The 6,363-nt window shown below is 66.2% G+C and carries 6 protein-coding genes; 5 read left to right on the top strand and 1 reads right to left on the bottom strand.

What is annotated here, in order from left to right:
- Together ACLP4W_RS06985 and ACLP4W_RS06980 are read left to right on the top strand one after the other, a co-directional pair.
- A partial coding sequence (locus tag ACLP4W_RS06985) for an FAD-linked oxidase C-terminal domain-containing protein (protein ID WP_442385420.1) occupies positions 1-680 on the top strand: 680 nt, incomplete at its 5' end.
- A 23-nt stretch (positions 681-703) separates the two neighbouring features.
- A complete protein-coding gene (locus tag ACLP4W_RS06980) occupies positions 704-1,717 on the top strand; it encodes a TIGR03617 family F420-dependent LLM class oxidoreductase (RefSeq protein WP_442385419.1) in 1,014 nt (337 codons plus the stop codon).
- A 65-nt stretch (positions 1,718-1,782) separates the two neighbouring features.
- Here ACLP4W_RS06980 and ACLP4W_RS06975 read toward each other — a convergent pair whose 3' ends face one another.
- Positions 1,783-2,250, bottom strand: coding sequence for a cupin domain-containing protein (locus tag ACLP4W_RS06975; RefSeq protein WP_442385418.1), 468 nt, complete (start codon positions 2,248-2,250; stop codon positions 1,783-1,785).
- 238 nt (positions 2,251-2,488) lie between these two features.
- Here ACLP4W_RS06975 and ACLP4W_RS06970 point away from each other — a divergent pair, with 238 nt between their 5' ends.
- From ACLP4W_RS06970 to ACLP4W_RS06960, 3 genes are all read left to right on the top strand, one after another.
- Positions 2,489-2,929: a DUF6632 domain-containing protein gene (locus ACLP4W_RS06970; protein ID WP_442385417.1), complete on the top strand. Its 441-nt coding sequence runs from the start codon at positions 2,489-2,491 to the stop codon at positions 2,927-2,929.
- Between the two features lie 72 nt (positions 2,930-3,001).
- Positions 3,002-4,177: a cytochrome P450 gene (locus ACLP4W_RS06965; RefSeq protein ID WP_442385416.1), complete on the top strand. Its 1,176-nt coding sequence runs from the start codon at positions 3,002-3,004 to the stop codon at positions 4,175-4,177.
- Positions 4,178-4,386: 209 nt separating this feature from the next.
- A complete protein-coding gene (locus tag ACLP4W_RS06960; RefSeq protein WP_442385415.1) occupies positions 4,387-5,928 on the top strand; it encodes an adenylate/guanylate cyclase domain-containing protein in 1,542 nt (513 codons plus the stop codon).
- The last annotated feature ends 435 nt before the right edge of the window (positions 5,929-6,363 follow it).

Raw genomic sequence — 6,363 nt, 5'->3', positions numbered from 1 at the left:
TGCCCAAGATCCTGGCCAGCGGGCTCGGGCCCTACATCCTGGAATACATCGACAACTTGACGATGGCCGGCCTCATCCACACCCAGCACCTGGAGCTGGGCATTCCCGACAAGATCCGCGACAGCTGCCAGGCGTATCTCGTTGTGGCCCTTGAGAACCGGACGGCAGACCGACTGGACGAAGATGCCGAACGGGCCGGCGAATTGCTCGGCGAGTTGGGTGCCGTCGACGTCTATGTGCTCGAAGGGGCCGCGGCACGCAAGCTGATCGAGGCGCGCGAGAAGGCGTTTTGGACGGCAAAGGCGATCGGCGCCGACGACATCATCGACACCGTAGTGCCACGCGACGCGATGCCGAAGTTCCTTGCGGCAGCGCGCGATCTGGCCGTCGCCGCGGGCGGTGGTGCGGCCGGCTGCGGGCACGCCGGCGACGGCAACGTGCACCTGGCCATCATTTGCAAGGACCCGGCGAAAAAGAAGAAGCTGATGACCGACATCTTCGCGCTCGCAATGGAATTGGGTGGCGCGATCTCCGGCGAACACGGCCTTGGCCGCGCCAAAACCCCTTACTTCCTGCATCTCGAAGACCCGGTCAAGGTCGACCTGATGCGCCGCATCAAGCAGAGCTTCGACCCGGCGGGCATCCTCAACCCGGACGTTCTGTTCTCAGCGGAAGCCTGAGCCCCAAGGCGTACTGTTGCGCCGTGCACGTCGACGTGATGATGGTCCCGCAACCGCTGGGGCAGGTCGGCGACCTGGCCCGGCGTACCCAGGCGGCGGGGTTCTCCGGAATGCTGATCACCGAGACCGGCCGCACCGCCTATCTCGGCGCCGCCGTGGCCTCGCAGGCCGCTCCCGGACTCGAGCTGTCCACCGGTGTCGCCGTCGCCTTTCCGCGCAGTCCCTTCGTCACGGCGGCCGCGGCGTGGGAACTTCAGGAGGCGACCGGCGGGAAATTCCGGCTGGGCCTGGGCACGCAGGTTCGCACGCACGTAGTGCGCCGCTACGGCATGGAATTCGAACGTCCCGGCCCACGGCTGCGCGACTACGTGCTGGCGGTGAAGGCGTGCTTCTCGGCGTTCCGGACGGGGACGCTCGATCACCACGGCGACTTCTACGACCTCGACTTCATCACGCCGCAGTGGAGCCCGGGACCCATCGACGCACCCGATCCCAAGGTGGATATCGCGGCGGTGAATCCGTGGATGCTGCGCATGGCGGGTCAGGTGGCCGACGGGGTGCACGTCCATCCGCTCGGTGAGCCCGGCTACCTGAAACGTCACGTCCTGCCGAACATCGCCGAAGGCGCGGAGACCGCGCACCGCTCACCGTCGGACATCGCCGTGATCGTGCCGGCGATGACGATCGTCGGCGACAGCGACGAAGAGCGCCACAAGGAACGAGAACTCGTGCGGGCCAGCATGTCCTTCTACGGAAGCACCCCCAACTACGCGTTCATCTGGGACCAGGCCGGGTTCGAGGGCACGACCGCCCGCATCCGCGAGAAGCAGAAGGCCGGCGACTTCAAGGGCATGGCGGCCCAGATCACCGACGAGCACATCGCCAGGTTCGCCACCGAATCGACGTGGGACGGCCTGGCCGACGCGCTCGCCGAGAAGTACGACGGAATCGCCACGCGAATCGTCCTCTACAACGCCCTGGGTGATGAGGAGCGCTTCCAGCGGTATGGCGAGGTCGCCCGCCGGCTGCAGCGGTGATGCCATAGCTGGGCGTTGTCCCTTGCGTCACAAAAAGTTTGGCTCTGCCGAGGTCATTGAGTCGGTCAGCGCGGTGGACCAAGGATAACGTTCCCGAACTGCTGCGCTGCTTCGGCGAAACGCTCCGTCGGGATCTCAAAGCCGTCCGGGCGCGGCGCTGACTTATCCCGACCGGCATAGCGGAACATGCCTTCGATTCCTGCCGGGGTGTTAATCATCAGCAGATCAGCCTTACGGGAAGTGATGCGGTACCCATGTGGAATACCCTTGGGTAAGTAGACGATTCCGCCCTCGGACAGCTCCATCTCCTGGTCATCGCACCAGACCAGAGCGGTGCCCTTGATCAGCATGAACACCTCATCCTCGCGCGTGTGCTTGTGGTAGGGCGGCGCTTCGCCCTGGCTGACATCGAAGCGTCCGATCATCAACTGGCCGTTAGTAGCCTTGCCGTCAAGCAGGATCGCCAGTGTGCCGCCATCGATCCATTCCAGTTGCTGCTGCTGCTCTGGTTGCGCGAGATAGGCCATGCTCATAGTCGTCCTCTTTTCGTGTTCGAAGGCGTCGTGCCTTGAGTCTGCCGGGTCGAGGACGGCGACGCGCGGCGGATGGATTCCCAAACCCAACGCAGAGGTACTGCTGACCGTTGAAGAAGGTGCACGTCGCCCCCTGGTGTTGTCGGCGCGGAGGGTTGAGCGCTGCTGCGACACCCTATTTCCCGGTACCAAAACGCACTAGAATGCTCAGCAGCATGCACACTGTCGGAGGCGCGAAATGTCTTCTCCATATAAACTTCTGCAACTCGCACTCGTCGTATTTGGCGTCATCATGCTCCTTGTTTATCCCCTCGCGCTGGTCTGGCCGGCGGGGTGGGCATGGCATCACGGCGCGCCTTACGAGTCTGACTACTTCATGATGATTGTGGGCGTCTACGCGACATTGGGAGTCTTCCTAATCAACGCGGCGCGCCACCCCGCAGCAAACCTCAGCTTGATCTGGTTCGCGGTGTGGTCCAGTGTTGTGCACGGCGCGATCATGGCGATGCAATCCTTCCGTGGCGACCATATGGGCCATTTGTGGGGAGATGTCCTGGCACTCTTCCTGGTGGCCATCGTCCTGTCGGTCCTCGTGGTGTCATCCGGTCTGAAGCGGTCCACTGACGAGACGGGCACTTCTGCGCAGCGCAGCGGCGCTGAGTCGGGCCAGCACCGGTAAACCGGTTTCAAACTCTCCGACGGACTCAATCTCGAGCCCGCAACGGTGAAGCCGCGCGATCATGACTACGAAGTGGCTATCGAAAAGTTCCCGATCGGGCGCGGCGCGACCCTGCGTGAGCTGCAGGCGGATCCGCACCCGCTGCTAGCACGGCTGCGAACGGCCGAACCGGTGTCGTGGCTCGCCGTCCGGGGCGGGTGGTTGGTCACTCGGTACGACCTCGCGGTGAGGGTGATGCGGGATTCCACCACCTTCACCGTCGACGATCCCCGGTTCTCCACTTCCCGGGTGGTCGGCGCGAGCATGCTCTCGCTCGACGGCGCGGACCACACGCGCCACCGGGAGCCATTCGCGCATCCGTTCCGCCCGGCGGGGGTACAGGATCGGTTCGCCGGGTTCGTCGAGACGGAGGCCGATCGGTTGATCCCGGCTATGCGGCCCGCCGGCAGCGCCGAGCTACGGCGCGAGTTCGCCGGTCCGCTCGCGGTGGCGGTGGTCACCGAGGCGCTCGGGCTGCGCGATGTCAATGTCGACACGGTGTTGTCCTGGTACGCCTCGATCGTGGCGGCGGTATCCGAGGTGACCGCCGGCAGGCCGGTCACCGCGGCGGGCGCGGATGCGTTCGCCCGGCTGCGGGCCGCCGTCACACGGACTCTCGGCTCTACCGACGGACCCTCGCTGCTGAGGGAGGCCGCGCGGGCGCCGGAAGGGCTGAGCCAGGACGAGGTCGCGTCAAACGCGGCGGTGTTGATGTTCGGCGGTATCGACACGACGGAGGGCATGATTCTCAACGCTGTCCGGCATCTGCTGGGTGACACCGGGACGCTCGCGCTTGTGCGTGACCACGCCGATCTTCTGCCCAACGCGATCGAGGAGTCGATCCGGTTGGAGCCGGCCGCCGCGGTCGTCGACCGCTACGCGACACGCGATGTCGAGCTGGGGGGCGGTCGGATTCAGCGCGGCGATCTGGTCAGCGTATCGATCGCCGGCGCCAACCGAGATCCGCTCGTGTTCAGCGACCCCGACCGGTTCGACATCCGGCGTGCTAACGCCAAGCTCAACCTTGCCTTCGCGCAGGGTCCACATTTTTGCCTGGGCGCACAGCTCGCCAGGACGGAAACCACGATCGCGGTCGGTCGACTCCTGGACCGCTTGCCTGGGCTGCGGCTCGACCCCGACCATCCCAATGCGCCGCGAGGTCTGGTGTTCCGCAAACCGCCGACGCTCCAGGCGCGCTGGGCTGTGTAGCTATGTCTAACGGCGAGCAGACGCAGAATCGCACTTCGCGGGCTCGAATAGTGCGATTCTGCGTCTGCTCGGCCTCGCTCGCGCGAATCGAGAAAGTCGTAGCCGAGCCTCAAGCCGGGCTAATTGCCTGAGCAATCACTAACTGGAAATACCGGACGGACTATCACTGGTGCCCCGGCGAACGGTGGGATCACCAGTACGCTCATGCCATGGCAGACACGTTGTACGCCAAGTGCGGCGATCTCAGCCTGGCGTATCAGGTGTTCGGCGACGGGCCCGTCGAGCTCGTCTTCGTCGGGCCAATGGTCAGCCACGTCGAGCTGTTCTGGGCCATGCCCGAATTTAAGGCCTTCTTCGAGCGGCTCGCCACGTTCTGTCGGGTCCTCGTGTTCGACAAGGCTGGGGTCGGGCTGTCGGACCCCATCCCGAAAGTTCGTTTGCTCGAGGATCGAGCGGCCGAGATCGAGGCCGTCATGGACGCCGTCGGCTTTGGAAAGCCCGTCCTCTTCGGTATGAGTGAGGGCGGCCCGCAGGCCATCGTGTTTGCGGCAAAACGACCGGAGCGAACCCGGGCGCTGATCCTTTACGGCTCGTTCTCGGGCCTGCCCGGCGCCAGCTGGGACGACTTGGATCGCGACCCGGCCGAGCTGCGGGCGCGCCTCGTACCCGAGCTGGGTGAGGACTACACGCCGTCGACGAAGCAGATCGCCCGCATGCAGGAAATGGGCCGCGCCGCCCGCTCGGCGTGGGGCAGCGGTGCAACAGCGAAGGTTTTTTTCCCGTCGGTCCGGTCGGTACGCCAGCTCGCCATGGTCGAGCGCATGTGCGCCAGCCCGGGGATGCTGCGAGCGACAGTGGAATCGAACTTCCGGATCGACGTGCGGCCGATCCTGCCGACGATCAGCGCGCCCACCCTCGTCATCCATGCCCGCGAGGACACCGCCCCGGTGCAGGGCGGCCGCTACCTCGCCGACCACATTCCCGGCGCGCGGTACCTCGAGGTCGACGGCGCCGACCACGCGCCCTGGTTCACCGAGCCCGACCGGATCCTGACCGAGATCGAGGAGTTCCTCACCGGCAGCCATGCCGCACCGGCGCAGACACACCGCGCCCTGCGCACCGTGTTGTTCACCGACATGGTCGCCTCGACCCAACACGCCGCGGCCGTGGGCGATCAGCGGTGGCGTGCGGTGCTGCATCGCTTTGGTGAGATCACCGCCGACCTCACGCAACGCTTCGGCGGCACGGTGGTCAAGAGCACCGGCGACGGGTATCTCGCCACGTTCGACGGGCCGACGCAGGCCATCCGCTGCGCCGAGGCCCTGCGTGCTGAGGCCGAGACGCTGGGCATCGAGATCCGCGCCGGCATCCACACCGGCGAGTGCGAACTGCTGGATGCGGACATCGGGGGGATCGCGGTACACATCGCGGCGCGGATCTGCGGCCAGGCCGGCGCGGGCGAAATCCTCGTCTCCCGCACCGTGCGTGACCTGGTGGTCGGCTCGGGCACCGGCTTCGAGGACCGCGGCAGCGTCGAGCTGCGTGGCGTGCCCGGCACCTGGCAACTGCTGGCGGTCAATCGCCACGGCCCGCGGGCGGGATCGGCCGAGGCGGAGCTGGCCTCAATACCCACCCCTGGCCGTCGGACCGCGATGCGCCGCTCGGACCGCGCCGTGGAGGTGATCGCGAGGCGGACACCGTGGATCATGCGCGGGATGGCCCGCCTCGCCCCGGCCACCGGCCGCCGCTGAACAGCCGGAGTCAGCGCGCTTGGAGGTGTCTGAGTCCTCGACATCGTTGACAGGTGAGTCGCATTCAGATACCACCGACGTCGATGCATCCGTGCTGGACCCCACGTTCAGGAGCTGCCTGAGCAATTACTAAATGGAAATACCCGGGGGGCCGCAGGTCAGCGGGCGCTGACTTCGTTGGGAACCCACCGAAGTCCCCGATTGCGTGGATAAGCGTTGTCGTTGACCCGCCCCGGGGGTGTGGGCTCCGGGGCGGATGTCTGGGGGGTTAGTGGTTGGCTGGCTGGCTAGGCCACTCGGGGTAGGTCTCCCACCCCAAGGCTTGGCGGAGCAGCTGGCCGAACTCGATCCAGTCCACGACCAGGGCGATGTCCGGCACGTCCGGCCACCCACCCAGCCGGTCGGCCACATCCGACTCGGGCACCTCGGGTAGGG

It is taken from the genome of Mycobacterium sp. (genome assembly GCF_052145595.1).
In the GTDB taxonomy this organism is placed as follows: Bacteria; Actinomycetota; Actinomycetes; order Mycobacteriales; family Mycobacteriaceae; genus Mycobacterium.
Note: the sequence above shows the minus strand (reverse complement) of the source record. Positions and strands in the feature narration are given on the sequence as shown.

Coding starts and splice junctions, on each gene's coding strand:
- ACLP4W_RS06975 (WP_442385418.1), bottom strand. CDS start 2,250: ATGAGCATGGCCTATCTCGCGCAACCAGAGCAGCAGCAGCAACTGGAA.
- ACLP4W_RS06960 (WP_442385415.1), top strand. CDS start 4,387: ATGGCAGACACGTTGTACGCCAAGTGCGGCGATCTCAGCCTGGCGTAT.
- ACLP4W_RS06970 (WP_442385417.1), top strand. CDS start 2,489: ATGTCTTCTCCATATAAACTTCTGCAACTCGCACTCGTCGTATTTGGC.